The 25,421-nt window shown below is 51.2% G+C and carries 20 protein-coding genes; 13 read left to right on the forward strand and 7 right to left on the reverse strand.

What is annotated here, in order from left to right:
• Positions 1 to 1,032, forward strand: a 1,032-nt coding sequence (locus Q0Z62_RS05035) for an IS66 family transposase (protein WP_298051616.1), incomplete at its 5' end; no start/stop codon positions are given.
• 471 nt (positions 1,033 to 1,503) lie between these two features.
• On the opposite strand, the gene Q0Z62_RS05040 is transcribed toward Q0Z62_RS05035, so the two are convergent.
• Entirely contained in the window at positions 1,504 to 1,734 is a 231-nt protein-coding gene (locus tag Q0Z62_RS05040; protein ID WP_298051621.1) for a DUF6447 family protein, read from the reverse strand.
• Positions 1,735 to 1,836: 102 nt separating this feature from the next.
• Positions 1,837 to 5,853: a hypothetical protein gene (locus tag Q0Z62_RS05045; RefSeq protein WP_298051626.1), complete on the reverse strand. Its 4,017-nt coding sequence runs from the start codon at positions 5,851 to 5,853 to the stop codon at positions 1,837 to 1,839.
• A 352-nt stretch (positions 5,854 to 6,205) separates the two neighbouring features.
• On the opposite strand from Q0Z62_RS05045, the gene Q0Z62_RS05050 reads away from it, so the two are divergent.
• Positions 6,206 to 7,000, forward strand: coding sequence for an ABC transporter permease (locus tag Q0Z62_RS05050; protein WP_298051631.1), 795 nt, complete (start codon positions 6,206 to 6,208; stop codon positions 6,998 to 7,000).
• Complete coding sequence (locus tag Q0Z62_RS05055; protein WP_298051635.1) at positions 6,990 to 8,357, forward strand: ABC transporter ATP-binding protein; 1,368 nt, start codon at positions 6,990 to 6,992, stop codon at positions 8,355 to 8,357. The genes Q0Z62_RS05050 and Q0Z62_RS05055 overlap by 11 nt, the downstream gene beginning before the upstream one ends.
• Here Q0Z62_RS05055 and Q0Z62_RS05060 read toward each other — a convergent pair.
• Entirely contained in the window at positions 8,337 to 9,791 is a 1,455-nt protein-coding gene (locus Q0Z62_RS05060) for a TolC family outer membrane protein (RefSeq protein WP_298051640.1), read from the reverse strand. The genes Q0Z62_RS05055 and Q0Z62_RS05060 overlap by 21 nt on opposite strands.
• A 140-nt stretch (positions 9,792 to 9,931) precedes the next feature.
• On the opposite strand from Q0Z62_RS05060, the gene rfbD reads away from it, so the two are divergent.
• Genes rfbD through rfbC form a run of 3 tightly spaced genes read left to right on the forward strand, consistent with a single transcriptional unit; the run spans position 9,932 to position 12,268 of the window.
• The gene (gene rfbD, locus Q0Z62_RS05065) at positions 9,932 to 10,828 is read left to right on the forward strand and encodes a dTDP-4-dehydrorhamnose reductase (RefSeq protein ID WP_298051644.1); all 897 of its coding nucleotides are present in this window, start codon (positions 9,932 to 9,934) and stop codon (positions 10,826 to 10,828) included.
• A 25-nt stretch (positions 10,829 to 10,853) separates the two neighbouring features.
• Positions 10,854 to 11,723, forward strand: coding sequence for a glucose-1-phosphate thymidylyltransferase RfbA (gene rfbA / locus Q0Z62_RS05070; RefSeq protein ID WP_298051648.1), 870 nt, complete (start codon positions 10,854 to 10,856; stop codon positions 11,721 to 11,723).
• Positions 11,720 to 12,268: a dTDP-4-dehydrorhamnose 3,5-epimerase gene (gene rfbC / locus Q0Z62_RS05075; RefSeq protein WP_298051651.1), complete on the forward strand. Its 549-nt coding sequence runs from the start codon at positions 11,720 to 11,722 to the stop codon at positions 12,266 to 12,268. Before rfbA ends, rfbC begins: the two co-directional genes overlap by 4 nt.
• Positions 12,269 to 12,555: 287 nt before the next feature.
• On the opposite strand, the gene Q0Z62_RS05080 is transcribed toward rfbC, so the two are convergent.
• Genes Q0Z62_RS05080 through Q0Z62_RS05090 form a run of 3 tightly spaced genes read right to left on the reverse strand, consistent with a single transcriptional unit; the run spans position 12,556 to position 17,006 of the window.
• Positions 12,556 to 13,908, reverse strand: a complete 1,353-nt coding sequence (locus Q0Z62_RS05080) for a TolC family outer membrane protein (RefSeq protein WP_298051655.1) — start codon at positions 13,906 to 13,908, stop codon at positions 12,556 to 12,558.
• 10 nt (positions 13,909 to 13,918) lie between these two features.
• Entirely contained in the window at positions 13,919 to 15,268 is a 1,350-nt protein-coding gene (locus Q0Z62_RS05085; RefSeq protein WP_298051659.1) for an HlyD family type I secretion periplasmic adaptor subunit, read from the reverse strand.
• A 16-nt stretch (positions 15,269 to 15,284) separates the two neighbouring features.
• Positions 15,285 to 17,006 (reverse strand): type I secretion system permease/ATPase, encoded by a 1,722-nt coding sequence (locus Q0Z62_RS05090; protein ID WP_298051662.1) that lies wholly within the window; start codon positions 17,004 to 17,006, stop codon positions 15,285 to 15,287.
• Between the two features lie 143 nt (positions 17,007 to 17,149).
• Between Q0Z62_RS05090 and rfbB the strand changes: the two genes are divergently transcribed.
• From rfbB to Q0Z62_RS05125, 7 genes are all read left to right on the forward strand, one after another.
• The gene (gene rfbB, locus Q0Z62_RS05095) at positions 17,150 to 18,205 is read left to right on the forward strand and encodes a dTDP-glucose 4,6-dehydratase (RefSeq protein WP_298051665.1); all 1,056 of its coding nucleotides are present in this window, start codon (positions 17,150 to 17,152) and stop codon (positions 18,203 to 18,205) included.
• An 8-nt stretch (positions 18,206 to 18,213) separates the two neighbouring features.
• Positions 18,214 to 19,065, forward strand: a complete 852-nt coding sequence (locus Q0Z62_RS05100; protein WP_298051668.1) for a glycosyltransferase family 2 protein — start codon at positions 18,214 to 18,216, stop codon at positions 19,063 to 19,065.
• Between the two features lie 20 nt (positions 19,066 to 19,085).
• Positions 19,086 to 20,231 carry a DUF1972 domain-containing protein gene (locus Q0Z62_RS05105; protein WP_298051671.1) on the forward strand — a complete coding sequence of 382 codons (1,146 nt, stop codon included), beginning with the start codon at positions 19,086 to 19,088 and terminating at the stop codon, positions 20,229 to 20,231.
• Positions 20,224 to 21,609 carry an undecaprenyl-phosphate glucose phosphotransferase gene (locus Q0Z62_RS05110; protein ID WP_298051674.1) on the forward strand — a complete coding sequence of 462 codons (1,386 nt, stop codon included), beginning with the start codon at positions 20,224 to 20,226 and terminating at the stop codon, positions 21,607 to 21,609. Before Q0Z62_RS05105 ends, Q0Z62_RS05110 begins: the two co-directional genes overlap by 8 nt.
• Before the next feature lie 126 nt (positions 21,610 to 21,735).
• Positions 21,736 to 22,494: an aspartate/glutamate racemase family protein gene (locus Q0Z62_RS05115; RefSeq protein WP_269901122.1), complete on the forward strand. Its 759-nt coding sequence runs from the start codon at positions 21,736 to 21,738 to the stop codon at positions 22,492 to 22,494.
• Positions 22,495 to 22,649: 155 nt separating this feature from the next.
• Complete coding sequence (locus Q0Z62_RS05120; protein ID WP_298051679.1) at positions 22,650 to 23,549, forward strand: LysR substrate-binding domain-containing protein; 900 nt, start codon at positions 22,650 to 22,652, stop codon at positions 23,547 to 23,549.
• 173 nt (positions 23,550 to 23,722) lie between these two features.
• Positions 23,723 to 23,932: a cold-shock protein gene (locus tag Q0Z62_RS05125; RefSeq protein ID WP_269901120.1), complete on the forward strand. Its 210-nt coding sequence runs from the start codon at positions 23,723 to 23,725 to the stop codon at positions 23,930 to 23,932.
• 134 nt (positions 23,933 to 24,066) lie between these two features.
• On the opposite strand, the gene Q0Z62_RS05130 is transcribed toward Q0Z62_RS05125, so the two are convergent.
• Entirely contained in the window at positions 24,067 to 25,362 is a 1,296-nt protein-coding gene (locus Q0Z62_RS05130; protein WP_298051684.1) for a 3-deoxy-D-manno-octulosonic acid transferase, read from the reverse strand.
• Positions 25,363 to 25,421: the final 59 nt, after the last annotated feature.

The following is a 25,421-nucleotide window of genomic DNA, read 5'->3' on the forward strand; positions in this document are numbered from 1 at the left end:
GCGCCGATGCCGGCACAGGTCATTGACAAAGGCATCGCTACCTCGGGTTTGTTGGCCCACGTCCTGGTTGCGAAATATGCCGACCACCTGCCGCTGTATCGTCAGGAACAGATTTTTGCGCGCGCGGGCCTCAAGATTCCTCGCTCCACGCTTGCCGAATGGGTGGGCGTGTGTGGGGTACGCTTGCAGCCGCTGGTCGATGCACTACGCGAGGCCATCCTCAACGAACCTGTTGTGCAGGTGGACGAAACGCCTGTTCAAGTCCTGCAACCGGGCAGCAAGAAAACGCACCGTGCCTACCTCTGGGCGTATGCCCCCGGCGCCTTCCAGGCGCTACGTGCTGTCGTCTACGACTTTACCGAAGGACGCAGCGGGGTCCACGCCCGTGCCTTCCTCGGGGATTGGCGCGGTGAGCTCGTCTGCGATGATTACAGCGGCTATAAAGCCTGCTTCCAACTAGGCATGGCCGAAGTCGGTTGCATGGCGCATGCTCGCCGAAAGTTCTTCGAACTGCACCAGTCAGGCAAAAGCCTGATTGCCGAGCAAGCATTGAAATCCATCGGCCAGCTCTACGAAATTGAAGCCCAGGCGGCAGAGCTGATGCCCGAAGCGCGGCAGCGTCTACGTGAGCAACAGGCGCGTCCCATGGCTGAAGCCTTGCATGCCTGGATGGCAGCACACCGTACCAAGGTCCCAAATGGCACAGACATCGCTCGGGCGCTGGACTACAGCTTGAAACGCTGGGCGGCACTCACGCGCTACCTTGGCGACGGGCGGCTCCCCATCGACAACAACCACATCGAGAACCAGATCCGTCCGATTGCCCTCGGTCGCAAGAACTGGATGTTTGCAGGTTCTCAGCGAGCGGGCCGGCGCGCGGCTGCCGTGATGAGTCTGATCCAATCGGCGAAGCTGAACGGGCACGATCCGTATGCCTATCTGAAGGACGTGCTCACACGCTTGCCTACGCATCCGAATAACCGGATCGACGAACTGTTGCCTCACCGCTGGGTGCCTGACGCCTCCGCCTAAAAGACTACGGCCGCTCCGCGGCCGTTCGTCAATGTGTGTTCCCCGTCCGCTTACGGAGAAGGGCAGGATGCAGGCAGTGTATCGCACAGGAATAGCCAGAACGTTCTTCATGGACGTAAAGGATTTGGCCAGAAAATCGTGGTCTGTCCCCTATTTTCCGCTTTGGGGCAGCGGATTGCTGGAAACCGTGGTCTGTCCCCTATTTTCCGAGGGCGACAGGCAGCATCATCGCCACTCGCTTGATCCTGATGGGTGTCTGGCGCGATTCGTCGCAGCCATGATTTGAAGAAACGGGCGCGGTCGGCAACTGCAGACGGAGTTTGGAAGAGATCGAAAGCCGGCGGCTGGCGCCGCCGCGGGGGGTGCTTTGCTCGCTTGACACCGGCCGGCTAATGGGTGTCCCCTATTACCTCTCCCTATTACCCACTGCGCGATGCGCGGCGCAGTGCTCCAACCCAACAGGCCGAGGCCTTACTTCTGCTTGCCCTTTTGCGGGGCGCCCGACTGAAGCTCTGCGGACAGTGCCTGGGCGTAGGCGGCGCGCGCGGTCTGGGCGATGGCCAACTGGGTCTGCAAACGGGCAATCTCCTGGTCGGTCACCCGCAGATTGACGATCTGGGAGCGGGCATTCGCGCTCAGGTCTTCCAGCGCGTACTGCGTGCCATCGATGGTGATAGCGGACTTCTTGGACTCTTTGCTCATGCGTTCTTTCCTTCGTTTATCAGTAAAAACCCCACCCCCTTGCAGGGGCGGGGTTTAGAGCAGAAAGATGGGTGAAAACCACCCACCTAACTACGCATCGGTTTAAGCCAGGTCAGCGGTAACGTCAAAGCCTGCAACGCTGTTGGTTGCGGAGCCAACCAGTTCAACCACCAGATCGGTACCCAGATTCTGGAAGAAGACAACGTTGTCAGCCGCATCGATGGCATCGCTGCCATTGCTGTCGTACGTGAAGAAGAAAGTGTCGTTGACCGTGGTCGAGTTGGCAGCCAGGTAGCTAATCACGCTGTCAACCGATACGTCCTTGCCGATCACTGCGTTACCGCCGCCGGACAGGCCGATAGTCACTTCACCGGTAGCCGCAACGGCAACAACTTCTGCCTGAGCATCGCCGTCCAGATCAGCCCAAGCCGTCGAGGTCAGATTGGCAGCCGAACCAAGCGTGAAGCTGGACAGATCGAGCTTGTCGACACTCGTCTCGAAGTTGGTGATGACGTCCCAAGCAGCGGCCGTGCTGTCACCTTCCGCCAACACCACGGTATCGACACCGCTGACGGCACTCAGAACCACACGGTCAGCCCCCGTACCCGCATTAATAACGTGGTTACCATCGCTCACTTGGGAGATTACGATCGCGTCGTTACCCGCGCCGGTGTTAACCGTGTAACCCGTTGCACCGGCACCAGTGGTACGGAAGTCCAGCACCACATCGGCTGCGCTGCCACCGGTAATTGCGCCGGTTTGATCAGTTGCACCGGTCAGAACGATCAGGTTCGACTGTGCACCTTCAACGCCAGCAGTAGTACCGGCAGTAATTGCAGTAGCAGCCGTCTGCTCGAAAGCGCTACGACCGTTCAGGGTCGAAGCAGTTGCATCGAAGGTGATACCGGTGAACTTAATGGAGGCTTCAGCGCCATCACCCACAGCAAAACCGAACACCGTATCAACGGTGCCGTCATTGTTGTTATCAAAGTTGATGGACGCACTGGTACCGGAGCCCGCAACGACGTTAGTCGCCAAGTTCTGCTGACCGACGGTATCGTAGTTGAAGGTCACCTTGTCAGCCTTACCGGAACCCAGGTCGACCGTGTTGCTGCCGTTCAGGGCAGATACGGTATCGTCGCCAGCGCCCGACTTGACCGTGTTGTTGCCACGGTTGGCATCGATCACGTCGCGACCAGCACCCGAGTAGATGTAATCAGACTGTGCGGTACCAGTGATGGTGTTGTTACCTTCACCAGCCTGGATGGTCACGTTGTTACCGGCAGAACCCAGTGCGTTAAAGACGTCATCACCACCTGCCAGGGTCACCACAGCGGAATCACCCAGCGCCTTGACGGTCGCGGTGGTGGTGCCACCCACAGCCGAGGCATTGACCGTCTTGATGTTGCTGTTGACGGTATTGCCGGTGACCGTGCCCACATCCACATTGCCCGTGGCGGTCAGGGTCAGGTTGACCAGGTCGCGGTCCCAAATGTTAGCGATGGTGGTCGTCGTGCCGTTGTTGGCAATTTCGTTGCTGACAACGATGCTCAGATCCTTCACACCGTGGGTGGTGAGCTGACCGAGGTTGTAGGTCGCGATACCGTCGTTGGCAGCGCCACCGTCCAGGTTGGTCAGCGGAGCACCAATCTTGACAGCAACGGCATCACCTGTGTTGTTTTCCAGAGTCAGACCGTTGAAGTTCTGAGTATTCTGGACATTGTTATCTTCATCACCGAAGAAATTCACTTCGGACAGCTTGGTGTTCTTCAGGGTGATGACGTCGGTCAGATTGACTTGACCCAGTGCGATACCCGTCGAGAAGACTTCGCCGTCCTCATTAACGGCTTCGTTGGACATCAGCACCAACTGGGTCAGGTCGGTACCCTTGGCCAGATCCAGTGCGGCATTGGCGGTCGCAACGATGTGCAGGTTTTCGATGCCTGCCAGTTCCGGGGTGCCGGTCACGTCCTTCGAGAAGGCTGCACGCACGGTGTCGGTACCACCGACGTCGGTGATGGCATCGCTACCGTTGAAGGTGTCCAGACCGTCGAAGGTCAGGAGGTCATCGCCAGAGCCCAGTTTGATGGCCTGATCTTCCACACCAACAGTCAGCACCAGGTTGCTCTTCTGTGCAGCAGCATCCACCGTCTTGGCAACAAGCGTCGAAGCAACAGTGTAGCTCTGACCAGCCACGCCACCGGTCAGGGTCACAGTGCCCTTGTGCTCAGCAGCCGAGGTCAGGGTGACCACGTTGGTTTCGGTGTCGTTGTCGTTGATGGTGACGTTCTCAACACCCTGGTCGGCATCCACCTTGCCCGCCGGGGTCGGCACATCGGCGTCGATGGTGTAGTCGAAGGTCGTACCGGTGTTGCGGTCGTTTTCGACGGTAATGGCAACGGTGTCGTTGGCCGTGTCAGCTTTCAGGTTGACCGCAACGGTTTGAGCACCGTGACCGGTAATACCATGATGCAGAACGATATTGCCACTCGACGCCAGGTCAGCACCCAGATCATTCAGCGTGAAGGTGGTAGCACCAGCACTTTCATCGCGCAGCAGAACAGAAGCCAGGCTTGCATCAAAGGCATCAAAATCAACAGTCATACCGCCGGCTTGATCGCGCAGTTCGAGTGCCTGAATGTTGGTGATGGCAGCGTTGCCGGCGATGTTGCCGCCGACGACGACCAGGGTGTTGGAACCGGCACCGCCGTCGATCTGGTCGCGGTTGGTCGCGGAGGTCGCGGCGACACCGGCGTTCGTCCAGAACTTGTCGTTACCCGAACCGCCAGTAATGACGGTGTGCGCCTGGGCACCGGAGTTGGTCGGATCGACGAAACCACCCAGTGCAGCCGACACGTTGACGTTCAGGTTGCCAGTGAAGTCAGCAGCATTAACGGTACGCAGACCGATCGAGCCCGGATTGGCGATACCACCGGCAGCGAACAAATCGTATTCGTTGGCGGTTGCAATCAGGTTGACGATCGTCATATCACCCGAACCAGTGATGTTCAGGTTTTCCATGTCGTTGACCGACAGGGCGTTGATATCAACACCGTTCGCCACGGTCAGATTGACAGTTTCAAAACCTTCCAGGTTGGCGCGGCTGGTTTGGGTGACCGCGTTTGCCAGCACATCATTCAGTTCCAGAGCAGCGACGTCGGCTGCGCCGTTCAGGACGCCCGTCTTGTACTGGAAGGTCACATTGACGTCATCGGACGCGGTGTTTGCAACGCGCAGCGTGGCAGCAGGGGTGCCAATGTTGTTGACAGCAGCAGTCGTGGCGTCAGACGTCACGCGCTGGATGTTGATCGACTGCGTTGCATCGGCATTACGCAGGTCAAGCGCGGCGGTCGTACCCGTCCAGTCGATGTTGATGTCCTGAATGTTGTTCAGATACGGCGTAATGGTCGTCTGACCGTTGTCGTTCGGGTTGCCGAGCGTGACGTTGAGGGTGTTGTCGGTGCGACCTGCGATACCCGTCAGCACGTCCTCGTCTTGCAGCGCATTGACGCGGTCATTGCCGCCAGGAACGTAAACCAGACCCGAGTTGAACACGTTGGCGGTGGCAACGTCGGTACCATTAGTGAGCGTGAAAGTCTCAGTGAGCCCTTCACCCTCGGAACCTTCGCCTTCGGCGATTACATCAGCGAGACCGCCTTTACGGTCTTCGTTGATACCGTAATTAAAGAAGTGCTGGGCAGCGATAGCGGCTTGCTCGGCGGTTAATTCCGCACCTACAGCAGTACCTGTCATATCAGCGATAACGTCTTTTACGTCTTCGTTGCCTTCGGCATTTACGTAATCAGCAAGTAGTTCAGACTTGATTTTGCCATCTTCGCCAGCAGTAGCAGCGTTAGGGGCGCGGTCTTCGGCCATGCCGTGTAGTGCAAAGTGAGCCAATAGTAGGTTGGCATCTACATCAGCCAAATCTGGGTTTTGAGCCTTGTATTCAGCGGCATTAAACCATGCATTAGGAGCGCGATTTTCTGCAGCACCGTGCAAAAAGTAATGGTCTTGGGCTGTGATGTCTGTGCCTTCGATTGCAGCAGCAACGTCAGGGTTGTTTGCCAAGTAGTATTCGGCGTCGAACAGTTTGATGTCTGTGTAAATATTAGCCATTTTGACTTTCTTCCTATATGTTACGGGATATACCCATCGATGGTTATGTTAGGACTGGGCCAAATGGACGCGCGTCGTTGGCGACCAGCCACAGTAACATGCCGTAAGAATAAGCGAGAGCATAGGGACGTGTCAATAAAATCACCCCATAATTCTCGATAATTCTTTACTTAACCACCATAGCCTACTGAATTTCAGAAAGCTATAAATGTGATCGTTAACTCTCTTTGCTTATATTAGCATGTAGTATATATGCAACAAACCATTTCTTTCTCTATGATGATTTGATATCTAGCCAATCCGTTCAAGGCTCATTACACTATGGATCGTTTGCTTTTTTTGGACTGCATCTATGTCGGCTTTTTATTCCTTGTGGCAGCAGCGGCACTTATTAACCACATTTGCGTGGCGCGATATTACAAGCCGCTATAAAGGCTCATCCGCTGGGCTGCTGTGGGCGTTAATTACCCCGCTGTTAATGCTGGGGATCTATACCTCGGTGTTTAGTGGAATTTTCCAGGCCCGCTGGGGACAAGACGGTGGCCCTATTGAGTATGCCTTGCAGCTATTTGTCGGGCTAACAGTACATGGTCTGGCGGCAGAGTGTTTAAATCGGTCTCCCACATTGATGCTAAATAACAGTAGCTATGTCAAACGCGTGGTATTTCCTTTGCATTTATTACCACTTGTGACGCTTATTAGCGCATTATTTCATTTTCTGATTAGCTTAAGTGTTTTAGTTATCTTTTATATGGTGGTTAAACAATCCATTCCTTTCATGGGTTTGCTGTATACGCCTTTTATTGTGCTGCCTTATATCGTGTGGTTGATAGGCATTAGCTTTTTGTTAAGTGGTTTAGGCGTTTATTTTCGTGACATTAATCAAGTGATGGGCTTGATTACCACGATCTTATTATTTTTATCACCCGTTTTTTACCCAGCCAGCATGCTGCCCAACCATTTACAAAATATTTTCATGTTGAACCCGCTGACTCTCATTATTGAACAGCTACGTGCGGTACTGTTGGATGGCGGTGTGCCCGACTGGGGGCTATTAGCCATCTATAGCGTAGGGGCAACGGTGATGGTTGTAATCGGGGCATGGGCCTTTAAGAAAATGCGTGGAGGATTTGCTGATGTGCTCTAACTCCGTCCAACCCGCTATTGTTGTCAATGACGTCAGTAAACAGTTTCTGATGTTTCAACGCCCCCAAGACCGGCTATGGCAGGCGCTCTTTCCTAAAAAATCACGGGGTAAAACCTTTGATGCATTACGCAACGTGTCCTTTACAGTACAACGTGGCGAAACCGTCGGCATTATTGGGCGTAATGGATCAGGCAAATCCACCCTATTACAGATGATTTGCGGTACCTTGCGCCCGAGTTCTGGACAGATCACCGTAACAGGTCGCGTAGCGGCGTTACTGGAATTAGGGGCGGGCTTTAATCCCGAGTTCTCTGGTCGTGAAAACGTCTATTTAAATGGCGCGATTATGGGGTTGTCACGTCAAGAGATTGACGCTCGTTTAGATGCGATTTTGGCTTTTGCTGAAATCGGCGAATTTATTGATCAGCCCGTTAAAACCTATTCGTCTGGCATGTATGTGCGCTTGGCTTTTGCCATTATTGCGCACGTGAATGCAGACATTTTAATTATTGACGAAGCCCTTGCTGTAGGCGATGCGCTGTTTACGCAAAAGTGCATGCGTTTTTTACGCGAATTTAAAAAAACCGGCACGATTTTATTCGTCAGCCATGATAGTGCGGCAGTGACTAACTTGTGTGATCGCGCAGTCTGGCTACATCAGGGCGAGATGCGTGCGGTGGGTGATGCCAAGCCGGTTTGCGAAGAATATCTGGCGATGCTTTTTAATGAAAACATCGCCTCCGACCCAAAAGCAGACGCAGAACCAGACACTGACGAATCCTCTGCGGTGATATTAACCGACTACGCCAGTCCGACCGAGTGGGTAGACCAACGCCATGAGCTAATTCAAAACAGCCATTTGCGCACGGAATTAGAGGTGTTTGCGTTTGACCCCCAACAGGCGGGCTTTGGTCAGGGTGGGGCAGAGATCATTGATGTCCATTTTACCAATCAAGCCGATCAGGCGCTGAGCTGGATTGTAGGAATGGAAAAAGTGCGTTTACGCATCGAGGTAAAAGCACTCAAACCGTTGGATCGCCCTATTATTGGTTTTTACGTTAAAGACCGACTGGGACAAGAACTCTTTGGGGACAACAGTTATTTAAGCTATGCCGACAACCCTGTCGCGCTACGTACTGGCGAAAGGCTGAGTGCCTGCTTTGAGTTTATTATGCCCATTTTGCCCCCTGGCAATTACACCATTGCGGTCGCTATTGCAAACGGCACACAAGCCGATCACGAGCAACACCATTGGATTCATGATGCGGTGGTGTTTAGCTCTCATACCCAAAATAGCATTCATGGGCTGGTTGGTGTCCCCATGCAAAACATTGAGCTACATAGACCAAAGGCTTGATAGTTCCAGCCCTACAACAGAAGCCCCAGAGCCAAAAAACCGCTCTGACATCTGTTGTACGGGCTGATGCAAGGCATCGCCCACCATCGCCGCTAATTCAAGGCGGCTTTGCAAGACGGTCAGTTGGGCTTTGTGGTATTCGTAGCGGGTTTCAGACAGCTGATCTTTGGCATCTAAGACGTCTAAATTAGAGGCTGCCCCCACACTAAAGCTTTTTTCTACGGAATCCAGACTAATTTGGCTGGATTTCATGGCTTGTTTTTGGGCGGCGACCTGCTCAATACCACTTTGGTACTGATGGTAGAGTCTGGCGACCTCTGTGTCCACCTGCCCTAGCGCGCGTTGATACAGGTGTTCGGCTTGTTGTAATTGATAGCGCCCCTGTGTGGTGATGGCGGTGGTGTACCCCCCCGCAAACAGGGGGATTTGCAGCTGCAAACCAATGGTAAAGGTGTTGGTGCGCTGGCTTAGTGTGGTTAGGTCTTCGCTGTCGCCTTTGCCTGCGGTGGCGACCAAATCCAAAGCTGGAAAATATTGGCTGCGTGCATTTTCTAAGCGGGCTTTGGCAATGGCGACCTGTTGTTTAGCCGCCTGTATTTCGCGGTTATGTTGGCGAGCTCGGTCTTGAAGCTGCCCTAAATCCACTGTCAACGGGGTTGCCGTCACGCGGTCATCCAGTTGTTTAATCCATTCGGGTCTAATGCCTATCTGCGCTTGCAGTTGTCGTGCGGCAGTACGTAGCTGGTCTTGGGCGCGCAACCATTCCGCCTGTGCAATGGCAAGTCGGGCTTGGGTTTCGACCAAATCGACCTCTGTGGCGTTGTCTTTGATGCGCAGACGTTCAAAGGCCGTAACGCGTTGTTCTAGGTAATGCACCCGTTGCTGTTGCTCGTCTAAATCTACCCGTGCCAACAGCACATTAAAATAGTTTTGTGCTACCTGTAGGCTGTTTTTTTGCTGGGCGATGGCTAATTGGGCGTGGCCTTGCTCTGCCACTGCGATACCGCGTTGGTATTCTGCCCAGCGTGGGTAGTTCAAAAGAGGCTGACGTAGCTGCACATGCAGATTGGTCGAGTCATAGCGCAAATCAGAACGCTGCACGCCCCCAAAAAAGCCCGGTCGCTCTCTCCAGCCTTTGACGCGACGGTCACTGTACGACCCCGATATCTGCGGTAATAGTCCAGCGCGGCTGATGTTTTTTTGGGCCTGAGACGCACCAAACTGGCTAATAGCGGCCTTGTAATTTGCATCGTGAGTAAAAGCCAGCTGCCAGACTGCATAGAGGTCTAGGGCGTAGGGTTCGGGCTGATTGCGTGGGTGATTGATTTGATCCGTTTGTGCGACCGCCGCCTGCCCCCAAAGGAGGCATGCACACGCCATCAGCCGCGCCCAGCGAGATAAGCAGTGCAAAGAGAATAAGGGTGACATTTTCATACAGAGTTGTTACTGCAGCTAAGCAAGACCAAAAGATGCATCATACCATTGCACCTACCGCAATCACTAAAAAATAGGGCCACACGCTACAATATGGCGATCATTCTTCTTATTCGATATAACTCATAGAGACAGCAGCCATGCAACACGTTTTAATCTTAGGTAAAGATGGGCAGGTAGGGACCGAGTTACAGCGTAGTTTGTCGGCCTCGGGACAGGTCACGGCCTTGGGGCGCGATCAGGCAGACTTAAATCAATTAGGGGCTTTACGCAGCACCTTAGAAAAAATAAAGCCCACTATTATTGTCAACGCGGCGGCCTACACCGCGGTGGATAAGGCCGAAACCGATCAAGCCACTGCCCAGCGCATCAACGCCGAAGCCGTTGAAACCATTAGTCATTTTGCCTATCAGACCAATGCGCTGGTTGTGCATTATTCGACTGATTACGTGTTTGATGGGACAAAAAGCACGCCCTATACTGAACAAGACGCCACCAATCCACAAAACGTCTATGGGCAGTCTAAGCTTGATGGCGAAATCGCTTTGCGTCACAGTGGTTGCCAACACCTGATTTTTAGAACCAGCTGGGTGTTTGCGGGGCATGGCAATAATTTTTTACGCACCATGATGCGTTTAGCCATGCAGCGCGAACAATTAACCGTGGTCGATGACCAGCTTGGTGCCCCCACCTCTGCCGAACTGATTGCAGATTTAACGGCGCTTTCTATTTGGGCGCATCAACATGATCACATGCCCTCTGGGCTGTACCATTTAGCTGCCTCCGGGCAAACCAGCTGGCACGGTTTTGCGCGCTATATCGTGCAACAAATGGTTGCCAATGGGATGAATCCTACCGTCACTCCGGAACAGGTGTTAGCCATCCCCTCTAAAGATTACCCCACACCGGCCACACGCCCGGCTTTTTCGCATTTGGACTGTAGTCTTTTACAAGAAAAGCTGGATGTGCGCCTGCCGCATTGGCAAACCCATGTGCGCCGTGCTGTGGCACAATTAGCCAAATTCGCCCAGATTTAACTATCTACTAACCAAGAGAAAAACAATGAGTCATAAAGGGATTATTTTAGCAGGGGGTTCGGGAACACGTTTACACCCTGCCACCCTAGCTATCAGCAAACAATTACTGCCGGTTTACGACAAACCGATGATTTACTACCCGTTGTCTACGTTGATGTTAGGTGGCATACGCGATATTTTGATTATTTCCACCCCGCAGGATACGCCTCGTTTTGAGCAACTGCTGGGCGATGGTTCACAGTGGGGCTTAAATCTGTCCTATGCCGTACAACCTAGCCCAGATGGGTTGGCTCAGGCCTATACCATTGGCGCGGATTTTGTGGGTAATAACCCATCCGCCTTGGTGTTGGGTGACAACATTTTCTATGGCCACGATCTGCACAAACTGTTGGACAACGCTTGTTTGCGTCCGCAGGGTGCAACGGTCTTTGCCTACCATGTGCATGACCCCGAACGCTACGGCGTGGCGGAGTTCGATCATCAGGGCAAAGTGCTATCCCTAGAAGAAAAACCGGCAGACCCCAAGTCTAATTATGCAGTGACGGGTTTGTATTTTTACGATAATCAAGCCGTTGATTTAGTGCGTGATTTAAAACCCTCACCCCGTGGCGAGCTTGAAATCACCGATCTAAACAAACTGTATTTAGCTCAAGACCAGCTACACGTAGAGATCATGGGGCGTGGTTATGCCTGGTTAGACACCGGAACCCATGATTCGCTATTAGATGCCAGTCAGTTTATTGCCACGATTGAAAGCCGCCAAGGTCTAAAGGTGGCCTGTCCAGAGGAAATCGCCTTTAGGCAGGGTTGGATTGATGCCGAGCAATTAAATCGTTTGGCGACCCCATTGGCTAAAAATGGCTATGGTCAGTATTTACTAGGTTTACTTAAATGATCGCTACCCCATTATGTATCCCAGAGGTGGTCTTAATTGAGCCCAAGGTATTTGGTGATGAGCGCGGGTTCTTTTTCGAGAGCTTCAATCATCGTCAATTCGAGCAAGCCATTGGTCGTTCGGTTGAATTTGTCCAAGACAACCACTCTAAGTCCATCAAACACGTTCTACGCGGTTTGCATTTTCAGACGCAACAGCCGCAGGGCAAGCTAGTGCGTGTGGTTCAGGGCGAGGTCTTTGACGTGGCCGTGGACGTGCGTCGTGATTCCCCTACCTTTGGTCAATGGGTAGGCACGCATCTGTCCGCCGAAAACAAGCACCAGCTTTGGGTGCCCGAGGGCTTTGCGCATGGTTTTGTGGTGCTTTCTGACACCGCCGAGTTCCTCTACAAAACCACAAACTATTATGCCCCGCAGTTCGAGGCAGCGATCCGCTGGGATGATCCCGATATTGGCATCGAATGGCCCTTCGAGGGCGAGCCTACGCTTTCAGCCAAAGACGCGGCGGCGATGTCATTCAAGGACTACGCGGCGTCTCTAAAGTAGGCTGTGATAAAAGACCGGTTGGCAAAACGATCCAAACAGTGGATATTTTGCCAACTTTTGGGTTTGCTTAAATAGTTCAGGCCCAACGTCTATCCCGCATTTAAATGTTGATAAAAAAAACGCCCATTAAAGGGCGTTTTTTATTGGGCTGTATTCTGTGTCTACGCCTATCAGCAAGCGAAGCAACGAGGGTGCTGTGGATAGGTCACACGCATTCTTTTATCACAGGCTATGACTTTTGGAAGGGGCAGTGATTCAAAAACTGATAGCCTGCTGACTAAGATACATCACAGACCAATCGCCTCTTGGCTAAAAAATAGCTGCGTGGTTTCGTCGATGAGGCGTCCATCTAACCCATCTGCCACTGCGGCGAGTTTTAGGCGCGCCATCACGTATTCAAGGCGTGTTTGGGTTAAATCTAACTGGGCTTGGTATAAGCGCTCTTGGGCATCCAAGATATCACGGATACCGTGCGTGCCGCCTTGGTAGCCGCGCTCAGAGGCGGTCACGGCTAATTGGCTGGATTCCACGGCACGCTGTAGCGCCTTAATATGTTCGGCACCACTGACCACCCCTTGATACTGTTTGGTCACCTCTACCGCGATTTCTTCGCGTGCGGCGTCCATCAGATGTTGGCTACGATCCCGATGATGTTGTGCCTGCTGTACCCGTGCGTGGGTTTCTCCGCCGGAAAAGATCGGCACATTCACCTGATAACCCAGCGAACGGGTGGAGTTCTTTTCATCTCGGCTGGAAATGGATTCGCCCTCGGTTTTACGCAGGTTCGCCACCAGCGTTAGAGATGGCAAATGACCACTAAAGGCGCGTTGTATTTCTAGCGCATTAACGCGTAGGTCTTGGGCAGCGGCACGAATCTGCGCATTGCGCTGCATGGCCAAAGCCATCCAAGCTTGTAAATCGGCGGGCTCTATCGCCACGGGTTGAATTTGTGGGCGCAGGGGATAGATCTGCTGTGGGTCCAAGCCCGTCATTTCTTGTAGTTCGCGTCTGGCCACCACTAAACTGTCTTTGGCCACCAACCAACGGGCATTAGCCATATCCCGTCGGGACTGGGCCTCGTGTACCGCGGTGATGGTGCCCTCGCCCAGATCAAAGTAACGCTGCGCAATGCGGATGTGCTTGTCCGCTGATTGCAAATGATTGTGCGCCAGCAGCACGTTTTGCTGGGTCAGCAACACCTGAAAATAGCGGTTGATTAAGCGTTCTGAAATCTCGTTAGCTTGGGTATCAAAGACCGCTAAGGCATGGTCGGCTTTAGCATGGCCTTGACGGAAGGCGGTGATTTTTTCCCAGTCAAACACCGTTTGCTGCAAAGAGAGCTCGCTGGTCTTTGAGGTATAAGACAGGTCCTGACGAATCATGTCGCCGCGCGCGTTGGGGGTGTCTAAATCCCCCCGCATACGGCTACGCCCCAAGGAACCACTGATCTGGGGCAAGAGCCCGGCACGGCCAATGGCTCGTTCGGATTGCCCCGCTTCACGTTCAGCCTTGGCCGCTAACAAGTTAGGATCTTGTTGGCGGGCCGCCTGCCACGCCGTAAAGAGGCTGATGGGATTGGCCTGCGCCAACGGCGTCCCTAACATCATCAAGAGTAAGAGTTGGATCGCAGTACGCCGCATGGCTTTTCCTTTATTCTTCGGTAAACGATTTATCAAGACGATCTTTAAACGGTTTAATGATGTAGCTTAATAAGGTGCGTTCGCCGGTTTTAATCAACACTGCCGCCGGCATACCTGGGCGAATTTGATTGAAACGCAGCTTTTCCATGCCCTCGTCCGTGACCGCCACCTGAGCTAAATAATACGGCTGTCCGGTTTTTTCGTCGACCAAACGGTCAGCAGAAACGGTTAAGACCTCGCCAGGGATATTAGGCGTGCGGGCGTGGTTAAAGGCCGGAAAGGTGATGTCTACGGGTAGACCAACGTCTAAGCGGTCAACGCTTTGTACCGGCACATGGGCCTGAATAATAAAGCGTTCGTCTTTGGGGATCACCTCCATCAGCTGTGTGCCTGGACCAATCACCCCACCTTCGGTGTGTACGGTGACATTTTGCACATAGCCGGAAATGGGCGCACGGATTTCCGTTTCACGCACGGTGTAATTCAGCGCCTCTAGGCGCTCCCACTGCGCGGTGGCCTCTTTTTGGATTTCAGAGAGCATCGACTGCACTTCGCTTTGGAATTCTTGTTCGCGCTGCAAAATACGCAGTTTTAGTTCTGCAATTTGATTACGCGCCCGTCCTGCCTCGACCAAATCATTAGACAACGCGGCTTGGAGCTGTGCCCCCTCGCGTTCGAGTTCCAGCATACGGTTACGCGGCACATAGCCGTCTTTGGCTAGGTCGCGGATGCCCACCAGTTGTTTTTGAATAAAGCCAACTTGTGAGCGACGGTTTTTTTGTACTTGTTCTAGTCCGGTGAGCTGTTGTTCAGCACCACGCAGGTTTTCTTTGAGGATTTCAATTTCACCATTGAGGGCTTTGCGGCGGGTGTCAAACAGTTGTTCTTGAATCCGTTTGGCCTCTAAAAAGCGGGGATCCTGACCAAACGCCCCCAACAATTCGGGCGCATATTGAATCTGTTCGGCGCCATCCCGTTCGGCTACTAAGCGTGCCTCGGTGGTTTTGGCCATGATGTACTGGGTGCTGACCACGGATTGTTCGGCCACGGCACGGGTGCGGTTCAGCTGCACCAACGGTTGTCCTACCTCTACATAATCACCCTCGCGCACTAAAATCTGTTCGATGGTACCGCCCTCTAGGTGCTGCACCACTTTGCGGTGTCCGTACACCTCGACCTGCGCTTCGGCGGTAATCCCACCGTCTAAGGGCGCAAAGGCCGCCCACAACACAAAACCACCAAACCCTACCCATAAGACGAACAAACCCACGCGCAACGGCGAGCGTAGGTTCGTGTCCACGGCATCGACTTCCTCTGGAATCTCGGGGGTAGCAAATTTACTTTTTAACCATTTCAACATATCTATACCCTTGAGATCAGTTCAACGCGTTTGGATTGGATTTTTTTACCGCAGGGGCTTGTTGTTGCTGTAAGGCCGTCAATACCTGTTGACGGGGACCGTACATGGCAACACTGCCTTCGCGCATCACCAGCAATTTATCCACCACTTGCAAAATATTCATGCGGTGGGTGATGAGAAACACCGTGGTGCCGCGTTGTTTTAAATCATTGATGGCCGCTACCAAGGCGCGTTCGCCCACATCATCGAGGTTTGAGTTTGGCTCGTCCAATACCACCATGGCCGGGTTGCCGTACATCGCACGGGCCAAACCAAGACGTTGTTTTTGACCACCCGATAGCGACACACCCCCGCCGCTACCCAATGGCGTGTCGTAGCCTTTGGGTAAACGCAAAATCATTTCGTGTACGCCGGCGCGTTGCGCGGCTTGGATGATTTTCTCTGAATCTGGTTCGGCAAAACGGCAGATATTTTCTGCAATGGTGCCGTCGAATAGCTCAATATCCTGTGGCAAATAACCCAAATGTGGGCCGAGTTCATCTTTGTTCCAAAGATAAATGTCCGCACCGTCCAGACGTACACTGCCTGCACGCGCGCCCCAGACCCCGACCAAAAGTCGGGCTAAGGTGGATTTGCCCGAGGCCGATGGCCCAATCACCCCAACCACCTCGCCAGGTTGCGCCTCAAAGCTGACCCCACGCAAAATAGGGGCTGGTTGCCCTGGGGCGCCTGCGATCAGGTTTTCGACCAATACATGACCTTTGGGAGCGGGCAAGGACAGGGTTTCGCCACGCTGAGGAGCGCTTTCTAGTAATTCATCTAAACGTTTGTAGGATTCACGCGCCGCAATCATGTGTTTCCACGCCCCGATCACCTGCTCAACAGGGGCCAACGCCTTGCCCATGAGCAACGAGCACACAATCATCATGCCCGGTGTGATATCACCGGTTAACACCAATACCGCACCGGCAGCCAAGATCAAGGACTGCAAGTACATGCGAATAAAGCGAGTGGCCCCGGTAAAGCGCGCGCTACGGTCGGAGGCGAGGGTTTGCAAGCTTAATACGTGGGCGTGCATTTTTAACCAGCGCATCCGTAAGCCAGGCAACATCCCCATGGACTCAATGACCTCGGCATTACGTAAGTGATTATCCGCAAAATGCGAGGAGGCCACTGAGGCCCGGTTCGCATCAGCTAAAGGTTTTTGTGTGCTGACGCTATTGAAGTAAGCCAGCACGATGAGCACAATGGAGCCGCCCAGCATCACAAAACCTAAAATGGGGTGGATTAAAAACGCCACCCCCATATAGATGGGTGTCCAAGGGGTATCAATAAAGGCAAACAACGAGTTACCGGTCATAAACTGACGCACCGTGATCAAGTCATTGAGTGCCTGAGAAGGGTTCCCGCCTGACTGGCGTAAATTACGCTCAAAAGAGGCGGTAAACACCCGTTGATTTAAGGTCATGTCCAGCTTATTTCCCACTCGAATTAGTACTCTGGAGCGCGCAAACTCCAGTAAGGCGGAAATTAAGTACAAGCCCCCTACCAATAACACCAACATTAACAATGTGGTTTCATTACGACTGCTGAGAACCCGGTCATAGACTTGCAACATAAATAGAGCCGGTGTGAGCCCTAATAAGTTGATTACGCAGCTAAAGGCAGTCAAACTATAAAAGGTTTTTCTAAACTGATGGATGGCTTGGCCAAGCTCGGTGCGGTTGGTAGGCTTCATGGTTGACCTAAAAGACAACGCAGCAAGGGCTGCGTAAAAACTCGATAAATGTGGTAACAGTCTTGGTGCTGAAAGCGAACGATTATATCATATAGGCTTTAGCCCTATTGGCTTATTTGTATCTTAATTCTTTTGAGAAATCTATGCGTATTCTTGTTACCGGCGGTGCCGGATTTATTGGCTCTGCCGTTATTCGTCATCTGATTACAGATACGACCCACACCGTAGCAAATCTAGATAAATTAAGCTACGCGGGTAATTTAGCCTCTTTGGGTGATGCGGCTCAATCGGATCGTTACCATTTTTATCACCATGATATTTGCGATGCCGAGGCATTAAAAGCCATTTTCGCTGAGTTTAAGCCCACGACTGTGATGCACTTGGCGGCCGAATCGCATGTGGATCGTTCTATTACCGGCCCTGGGGAATTTATACAAACCAATATTGTCGGCACCTACCAATTATTAGAGGCGGCGCGTTTATATTGGAATGATTTACCAAATAACGAAAAAGACGCATTTCGTTTCCATCACATTTCCACCGATGAGGTGTATGGCGACTTGGACGGTACGGACGAGTTATTTACCGAAACCACGCCGTATGCACCGAGTTCCCCTTATTCGGCATCCAAGGCCAGCTCCGATCATTTAGTCCGCGCTTGGCACCGTACCTATGGCTTGCCCATTTTGGTCACTAACTGTTCCAACAACTACGGGCCCTATCATTTCCCCGAAAAACTCATCCCGCACATGATTCTTAGTGCTTTGGCGGGCAAACCTTTGCCGGTGTATGGCAATGGTCAACAGATTCGTGACTGGTTGTACGTCGAGGATCACGCCCGTGCGTTGGTTAAGGTCGCCTCCGAGGGCATCCCTGGCGAAACCTACAACATTGGTGGTCACAACGAAAAAGCCAACATTGATGTGGTCAAAACCATCTGTGCCTTGTTGGACGAACTACGCCCCCGTTTGGTGGATGGCGTCCAAAAACCGTATGCAGATCTGATCACCTTTGTGACGGATCGCCCCGGACACGATGTGCGCTATGCCATTGATGCGACAAAAATCGAACGTGAATTAGGCTGGACCCCTGCCGAGACCTTTGAAACCGGATTACGTAAAACCGTACAATGGTATTTAGACAACGAAACCTGGTGGCAAGATGTCCTTAATGGCAACTACCGTTTAGAGCGTATTTAATCTACTCAATGCCTTATCCCGCTATTGATGTATTGCTAGCCGCCTTTAATGGGGCGGCATTTATACAAGCCCAAATCCAATCTATTTTGGATCAAGATTACAGCGGAATGATTCGCATTATCATTCGAGACGATGGTTCTACGGATAATACCGTCGCTTTGATTCAGGCAATACAGCAAACGGCACTACCCAATCAACGTCATATACACCTACTGCAGCGCACTAGCGGTCAAGGCAGCGTGTCTACTAATTTTGCAGCATTGATCGAAGCAGCTACCGCCGACTATATGGCACTGGCCGATCAAGACGATGTTTGGATGCCCTATAAATTACGTATCCAAATGGACCAGCTTTTAGATGCTGAAAAGCAATATGGTGCTTCGACTCCGCTGCTGGTTTGTTCTGATTTAACAGTGGTGGATGCGCAGTTGCAGCCGCTGCATCATTCGTTTTGGCAATTACAAAAGCTTGATCCGGCGTGGGCAAAAAGCAGTACCGATTTATTGGTACAAAATGTGGTGACGGGTTGTACCACCCTGTTTAATCGAGCCGCTAAATCCATTATTTTGCCTATTCCCACTGAAAACGGGGTCTTTCACGATCATTGGATGGCGGCGGCTGTTGCGCACCATGGTTATGTTATTCCGTTACATGAACAAACCGTGTTATATCGTCAACACGGCAATAATGTCGAGGCGGCTCACGCCTTTGATGGTGGCTATCAACGGCAAAAATTAGCCCAACTTGGACGTATTATTCAACGCAGTCAATCTATCGCCAAGGCATTACAGCAACCTAAAGGGCGTACTGTTCTGGTTTGGCATAAGCTACGTTTAAATCTAAAACGTCTTTTTTTATAACCTTTTCTTTTCTACGCGCTATGCATAAACGACTATTAATTTTAGGAACCCGAGGCGTACCCGCTAATCACGGTGGTTTTGAAACCTTTGCCGAAGCCCTTTCCACGTATTTAGTTCAAAAAGGCTGGCGCGTCACGGTTTATTGCCAAGAGGACTGGAATCGGACCACCATGTACGAAACCATGTGGGGCCGAGTGCGCCGCGTTCATATTCCTGTTAAACAGACGGGGGCATTGGGGACGATTATTTTCGATCTAAAAGCCGCCTTGCATGCACGAAAACAGCCCACCATGGCGCTGACCTTAGGTTACAACACGGCCATATTTAATGTTTTACAGCGCCTACGTGGTAAGGCGAATTTATTCAACATGGACGGAATTGAGTACCGCCGTGCTAAATGGGGGCCGGTGGCTAAGCTCTGGTTTTGGGTCAATGAGCGCATTGCCTGCTGGACAGGTACGCATTTAATTGCCGATCACCCCGACATCAAGGCCCATCTGGCGACGCGTACCCGCGAAAAACGCATTACGATGATCCCCTATGGCGCAGACGTGATTACCGATTCCAGCACTGCGCCTTTGCACGAGTTTGGCCTCGAATCCGGTAAGTTTTCTACTGTGATCGCTCGTCCTGAACCAGAAAACTCTATTTTAGAAATCGTCCAAGGCTTTAGCCAACAGCCGCGTGGTCACACGTTGGTGGTGTTAGGCGATTTTGATGAAAACAATACCTATCATCAACAAGTCTTAGCCTCTGCCAGTTCCGAAGTTAAGTTTCTGGGGGCGATTTACGACAAGCCTACGGTTAGGGTCTTGCGTTATCACAGCTATTTATACGTGCATGGTCATCAAGTCGGTGGCACGAATCCGTCTTTAGTCGAGGCGTTAGGGGCGGGTAATCCTGTTCTGGCCCATGACAACCCGTTTAACCGTTGGGTGGCTGGTGCGGATGCCGCCGTTTACTTTTCTGACTCTGCCAGCTGCGCGGCACAGTTTACAGACCTGTTAGATCACCCAGACCACGCCTTAGCGATGAAAAAAGCGGCGCGTTTACGCCATGCGGAGCAATTCACTTGGGAACTGGTATTAGCCGAGTACGAAAAACTATTGACTCGCTATAACCCCTATCAACCTGATCCAGAGGGCTGGGAAGACTACCTTGAGTAATCAGATTCATACTCCTCCTACGATTTTTGCTGAGCGTTATCCGGTGGCATTTGCTGCTGGTGTAGTGGATTTTGCCTTGTTATCTATGGCAGGGCATATGGCCTATTGGCTACGCTTTGATCACTGGGAAATGAGCGAGTGGTATTTGTTAGCCACATTGATTTTTAGTCTTACGATCATTCTGTGCCAAGCCGCTACGCAAAGCTATAGCTCGTGGCGAGGTCAGGCGCTTATTCGTCCTTTAGGCCGGGTCATGTGGGCTTGGGTTGGGGCGCTGTTTGTATTAGCCGTGATTGCGATCGCCGCTAAGCTGGCCCATTATTTTTCACGCTATTGGATGGCCTATACGGTTTTGTTTGGTCTGATTAGTGTCATTAGTTTTAGGTTGTTGGTGTTTACCTTGCTTTCCCATTTTCGGGCCAAGGGTAAAAACCAAAAAAACGTGGTGGTGATCTATGACAAGTCTGGGCAACACAGTATTTTCCAACAACAAGACACCCTGCCCACACATGGTTATTCCATTCGCACTGCTGTGCCTATTTCAGATGATGCCCATTTTTTAGTGGCGCTTTCACAGACGGTATCCGCGCTTACCCCCCACGAGGTTTGGATTTGCTTGCCCTTGTCTGAAGGCGACAAAATCAAAGAGGTGTTGCATGTGCTACGCCATCAAACCGCAGAAATACGTTTTATTCCTGATTTATCGGATTTGTCTTTGCTGAATCATCGTATCAATCAAATTGCGGGTATGTATTCGATTGATATTAGCTGCAGCCCGATGGACGGTAGCAGCCGTTGGCTAAAACGAGCCGAGGATTTAGTCTTAGGTAGTCTGATTGGGCTGTTAATTCTGCCCGTCTGCGCCCTGATTTATGTCTCTATCAAGCTCACGTCACCGGGGCCAGCCTTGTTCAAACAGCATCGCACTGGTTTTAATGGCAAATCATTCAAGGTCTATAAGTTTAGGTCCATGGAGGTGCATAATGAGAAAAATGGCGAAGTCACCCAAGCCAGTGCCAATGACCCAAGAATCACCCGTTTGGGGGCGTTTTTACGCAAGACCAGTTTAGATGAGCTGCCCCAGTTCTATAACGTTTTACAAGGTCGTATGTCCATCGTCGGCCCTAGGCCGCACGCGCTGGCACATAACGAGCATTACAAAGACCAGATCGAGTCCTACATGAAACGCCATAAGGTCAAGCCGGGTATCACCGGTTGGGCGCAGGTCAATGGGCTACGCGGTGAAACGGATACCATCGAAAAAATGCAGCGCCGCGTGGAATTTGATCTTTGGTATATCAACAACTGGTCGTTGTGGTTAGACCTAAAAATCATTACGTTGACGATTTTTAAAGGCTTTATCAATAATAAACCGTAGTACTGGGCCACCATCGCAAAATGTGATGACGGCATGCTCAATCATTGTTTTACGCAGGACGATGCGTATCCTACACTACGTAGTATCTATTGGTTATATCAGCTTATTTTATAAAGGCGGAGACACATGAAAACTTACCGTATCGGTCAAATCGTACCCAGTTCCAACACCACGATGGAAACAGAAATCCCAGCGATGCTACATGCTCGTATGGCACAGACCCCCGAAGACCGCTTTACCTTTCACTCATCACGCATGCGCATGATGAATGTGACGCCCGAAGAACTCAAAGCGATGGATGCTGCCAGCGACCGTTGTGTGGTTGAATTAGCCGATGCGCGCTGTGATGTGATGGCATACGCTTGTTTGGTTGCCATTATGGCCCAAGGCAATGGCTACCACCGCCAATCCCAAACCCGCCTAGAGGCAGCGGTTAAAAGCACTGGCGTAGATATTCCGGTATTAAGTTCTGCCGGTGCATTGGTAGACAGCATGACCGAGTTCGGTATCAAAAAAGTTTCCGTTATTACTCCGTACATGAAACCACTGACTAAATTAGTGGTGGATTACATCGAACACGAGGGGATTGCGGTTAAAGATTCCATTAGCCTAGAGGTGTCGGACAACCTAGAGGTGGGTTTATTGAATCCTGAAAACTTGTTGGAACACGTAAAACGTCTGGATCATGATGGCGTTGATGCGGTGGTGCTATCTGCTTGTGTACAGATGCCTTCGCTACCTGCCATTCAGCGCGCTGAAGACATGATTGGCAAACCCGTTTTGTCGGCTTCTGTGGCGACGGTATATCAGATGTTAAAAACCTTAGGCCTAGAAACCCGTGTTCCTAATGCTGGTTTCCTTTTGTCAGGTAAAAAAGCGATCTAATTCTATCGCTTAATAGCAAAAACCCCCTGCCCTGTTTTACAGCGCGGGGGGTTTTTGTTTGGTTTAGGCATCTGGCTCGTAATTCGGTCATGCCATCACATCGCTCCACACGCTACGGTGTACTATAACGCCATGAGATTTGTGGGGGGATTAGGATGGATTTAGTTAGTTTGCGATTATTTGTACGCGTCATCGAAGAAGGCACAATTAGCCAAGCTGCCGTTAGAGAGCATATTGCCGCTGCTGCTATTAGCCGCCGTATTGCCGAGCTAGAAAGTCAGCTGGGTACGGCCTTACTACGCCGCACAAACAAAGGGGTTAGCCCGACTCAGGCTGGTCTAGAGTTGTTGTACCGCGCCCGCAGCCTACTGAATAGTGTGCAAGACATCAAACAGCATATCCAAGGTTATTCTCAGGGGGAGCAGGGCCATGTACATATACTGGCGAACATTTCTGCTATTACCCAAAACCTACCCTTTTTATTATCCGATTTCATTTCAAAACACCCCTCTATTCATTTAAAAATAGAGGAGAAAAACAGTTTAAATATTGTCTACGAAATAGAAAAATCACAGGCAGATATCGGCATTTACACGGACTTGCCTCATGATGCGAACATTGAGTCTTCTTTTTTTTGTGAAGACACCTTGGGATTATTAGTTCCAAAACAACATTTATTATCAAAATATGACTATTTGTATTTCGAGGAATGTTTAGGTTTCGAGCAGATTATTCTGCGTTCTGGTACACAAATTAACTATCAGATCACCAAGGTAGCTATGGCAGCAAACCGCAGTGTCAATATACGAGCAGAAGTAGATAGTTATGAGGCGATGTGTTTATTAGTTAATGCCGGTATGGGTATCGGTGTATTGCCCCATCAAAGCACGCGTACCTTTCACATTCCTAATACGCATTTTATTCATTTAAAAGACGACTGGAGCAAGCGCCATTTATTATTAGCGGTGCGTCGTAAAAATGAATTATCTGCCAGCGCGAAACTACTGCTCAATTTCTTACAGGGTGATGACAAGAACACTAAGCACAAACCCTAGTGAATTTACCTTGACTACAGGTGCTATTTCATACTACAGTTAATAAGTAGGTTATCAAGTTCGTCGAAGTTCGTTCAATACAGTTTGCTAGACAGTAAATCGCATTGCCTAATTTTGTACCTTGACAATCTGTTCTTAGGGCACATTGCTCATTATTATTTAGGAAATGCATCATGCAAACAGAATACGGCACCGTAAAATGGTTCAACAACGAAAAAGGCTTCGGCTTCATCTCCCCTGAAAACGGTGGTAAAGATCTTTTCGTTCACCACTCTGATATCCTTGGCACAGGCTACAAATCACTCGAAGAAAACCAACGCGTTTCCTACGAGTCAGCCCAAGGTCAAAAAGGCCCACAAGCCAAATCCGTACAAAAAATCTAATATTTTTGTATAGATAGCGAAAAACCCGCCACGGCGGGTTTTTTTGTGTCTGCGACTAATGGCGACATGATCGGCACGGTCTGCCTACATGGATACCATCTGCCTATCCCTATTGATAGAAATAGGCGTCGCTTTTAATGTTGACGTTGATCTGGCGGTAGGTGTTGGTTTAGGACTTCGTTAATTCCAGTCATGACACGCTGTACGGAACCGGTGTGTTTTTGTACCCAATGATGCCCCGCATCTGCCATGCGTTGGCGTTGGGTGCTGTCCTCTAAAAGTTGCATGGCTTGTTTTACCGCTGTCTCGGCATTGTTGGCGCGCAAGGCCGCACCCTCTGCTAAGGCATCGCTGACGGCTTGTTCAAAATTACGTGTATGTGGCCCAACAATCACCGGCACGCCCAAGGCACATGCCTCGATAAAGTTTTGTCCGCCTAACGCCGCAAAACTGCCCCCCACAATAGCGACCTGCGCCTGAGAGTAATACCACGCCATTTCGCCCAATGAATCCCCCAACAGTACATCTGCATTTTTACAACATGCCAAGGAACTGCTGGTGCCATCGCCCGTTTGCATTAGCTCTGATCGACGTACCACGTTCCAGCCTTCGGCCTGCAGTAATGTCGCAGCAGACTCAAATCGCTGTGGGTGACGGGGAATTAAGTAAAACAACGTGCGTTGGTGACAGTCTAGGTCTTGCTGTTGTTCACGTTTAATATAGCGCCGTATGGCATCAATAAATTGCTGATCTTCGCCCTCTCGGGTACTGGCGATGACGACAATTTTACGTCCTAAGCTGTCAGCAAACCATTTACCGCGTTCGACTTGATCGGCAGATAACTGCACATCAAATTTAAAATTGCCAGATACACGGACGGCTTTGCCCCCTGCGTGTTCTAAACGTTGAGCGTCCTGAAAGGTCTGGGCATAAATGGCGGTAAAGCGTGCATAAGCAGTACGCATCAAGGCCCCCATGCGGACGGCTTTGTGTAAGGATCGCGCAGAAAAGCGCGCACTAACCAACAACACAGGAATGTCTGCGCGTCTTGCTTGGTGTAATAGATTAGGCCAGACTTCGCGTTCTATGACGGCAATCAATTGGGGTTGGTAATGGGCATAAAACCGTTTGGCTGCGCCGGGAAAGTCATAGGGCAGCCATTGTTGAATTAACTGTCCGTCGATGATGGCTTTGTTAAAGGCGCGTTGCCCTTCGGCATAACCGGTATAGGTTAAGTGGGTTAATAGGACTTTATGGCCCTCTGACAATAGGGCTTGTACCAATGGCTGAGCAGCCCGCATTTCGCCTAAGCTTACGGCATGCACCATAACAAATGGGCCTCGGGGCGGTGCTTGTTTACCATAATACCCAAATCGTAATGGGCTATAGACCTGCCAATTACCGCCCGATCTGCGCGCGCGCAGACTCATCCACGCCAATAAAAAAGGCGAGATCAGCCGCAACAACAAGGTGTAAATAAATCGATTCA

The organism is uncultured Paenalcaligenes sp., from assembly GCF_947630565.1.
Taxonomy (GTDB): domain Bacteria; phylum Pseudomonadota; class Gammaproteobacteria; order Burkholderiales; family Burkholderiaceae_B; genus Paenalcaligenes; species Paenalcaligenes faecalis.